Source organism: Pseudomonas emilianonis, assembly GCF_023072625.1.
Lineage (GTDB): Bacteria > Pseudomonadota > Gammaproteobacteria > Pseudomonadales > Pseudomonadaceae > Aquipseudomonas > Aquipseudomonas paraveronii.
In genome coordinates, this window is record NZ_JAKNRV010000605.1 from 1 (window position 1) to 1,881 (window position 1,881).

At 61.4% G+C, this 1,881-nt stretch carries 2 protein-coding genes; both read right to left on the minus strand.

Going from position 1 to position 1,881, the window contains the following annotated elements; all coding sequences use genetic code 11:
* Positions 1 to 119 precede the first annotated feature (119 nt).
* Complete coding sequence (fliM, locus tag L9Z73_RS29945) at positions 120 to 1,175, minus strand: flagellar motor switch protein FliM (RefSeq protein WP_247408545.1); 1,056 nt, start codon at positions 1,173 to 1,175, stop codon at positions 120 to 122.
* A gap of 2 nt (positions 1,176 to 1,177) precedes the next feature.
* A complete protein-coding gene (gene fliL, locus L9Z73_RS29950) occupies positions 1,178 to 1,648 on the minus strand; it encodes a flagellar basal body-associated protein FliL (RefSeq protein WP_247408547.1) in 471 nt (156 codons plus the stop codon).
* Positions 1,649 to 1,881: the final 233 nt, after the last annotated feature.

Genomic DNA, 1,881 nt, shown 5'->3' on the forward strand with positions numbered 1-1,881 from the left:
CGACTTGCTCCTGTTCGGCCAAGGCGGCCGCCCACGGGTCGTCGTCAGCGGCTTCGGCGGCCTGTTCGGCGAGGGCGTCGGCCCATTCATCGGGCTCTTGGGGCTCGACGGTGTTTGAATCAGTCATGATCGGATTCCTTGGCAGTGGACACGTGGCCCTTCACGAATCGGCTGGTAGAAGAAGAGGAAAGGCTCAGGGAGTGATCGACCAGGTCCTTCACAAGTAACGCGCGCACGCCGTTCTGGCTGCCGTATTCGCACGTCATGACCGGCACGCCATCGACCCGCGCACTGATGATCTCGGGCAGCTCGATAGGCAGCACATCGCCGACCTTGAGCGCCATGACCTGTCCCATCCGCGCATCCAGTTCGACAAAGTCGGCGATCAGCTCAATCTCGGAATGGGTGATCTCACCGGCCATGCGCTTGTTCCAGTGGCGCTCTTCCTCGGGATTGGTATCCGTCAGCGGGCCGTTGAGCAGTTGGCGCATCGGCTCGATCATCAGGTACGGGATCACGATGTTGAAATCGCTGGACAGGTTGCCGACCTCCAGGTGGAAGGTGGCATTCACCACGATTTCATTCGGTGAACTGGTGATGTTGGCAAACTTGGCCTGCATCTCGGAACGCAGGTATTCGATTTCCAGCGGGTAGACCGACTTCCAGGCGTCCTTGTAGGCGTCCACTGACAAGCCCAGCAAACGCCGGATGATGCGCTGCTCGGTGTGGGTGAACTCACGGCCTTCGGACTTGGTCACGAAACGCCCGTCGCCGCCAAACAGGTTGTCCACCACCATGAACACCACGCTGGGCGGGAACACCACCAGGGCCGTGCCGCGCAGCGGTTTCATGGCCAACAGGTTGATGTTGGTGGGCATCGGCATGTGCATCGAAAAATCGCTGTAGCTCTGGTAGCGCACGCTTTTGACGGTGATATCGATGCTGCGCCGGATCAGGTTGAACAGGCTCATACGGAAGTAACGGGCGAAGCGCTCGTTGATGATGTCCAGGGCGTGCAAGCGCTCATGGATCACCCGGTGCTGGGTCGCCGGGTCATAAGGGCGCACCCGCGCGGCGTCCAGGGTGTCGGCGTCATCCGCTGGAGCGTCGCTGTCGTCGCCCCCGCGCAGCAACATGTCGATCTCGTCCTGTGAGAGCAAATCGTCAATGGCCATGGTTATTGCACGATAAAGTCGGTGTACAGCACCCGCAGCACCGCAGGTGCAGGTTGCTGCGGCGCCAGCGGCTGCTTGAGGGTTTCCAGGACCTTGTCGGCGAGCGCTGCCTTGCCCTGGGGGGTGATCACCTGTGTGCTGTTCTGCCCGCTCAACAGGGTCAACAACTGGCTGCGTACTTGCGGCATGTATTGCTGCAGCAGCGCCTGGGTCGCGTCATCCGCCACTTCCAGGGCAAAGCCTACATACAGCAGGCTTTGCTCATCACGTTCGTTCACCAGGTTGACCGTCATCGGTGCGATGGTGACCAACCGTGGCGCCTGGGGGAGTTGCGGGGCGGGCTCGACCTTCGCCGTCTCACCGGCCGCAGCCTGTTGGCTGAGGTAGAAGTAGGTGCCACCGGAACTGGCTGCAACGACGACCAGCGCCAGCAGCAGAATCAAGAGCCAGGGGGTTTTGCGGGTGGTGGTCATTGGCTGGAACCATGGGATGAAGGAAAACGGTTAGGCAGGGCTCAAGTATGACCATCGCCCTGCTCCGCCCATGGCGCGATAAGACCAGGGTAACGGCGGTATCTCGCTGTTTTGATTTGGGAATCAGACGTACAAGTCCACACCCGAACTGCGCAGCAGCACCTGCTGGACGTGCGCCGGGAGCGCCTCGTTGCGGCTGACCGCTGCGCTGGACGGCTGGGCCTGCGGATCAC

What these genes read in the sequence shown, in the direction of transcription:
- fliM (WP_247408545.1), bottom strand. Translation starts at nt 1,175, where the DNA reads ATGGCCATTGACGATTTGCTCTCACAGGACGAGATCGACATGTTGCTG.
- fliL (WP_247408547.1), bottom strand. Translation starts at nt 1,648, where the DNA reads ATGACCACCACCCGCAAAACCCCCTGGCTCTTGATTCTGCTGCTGGCG.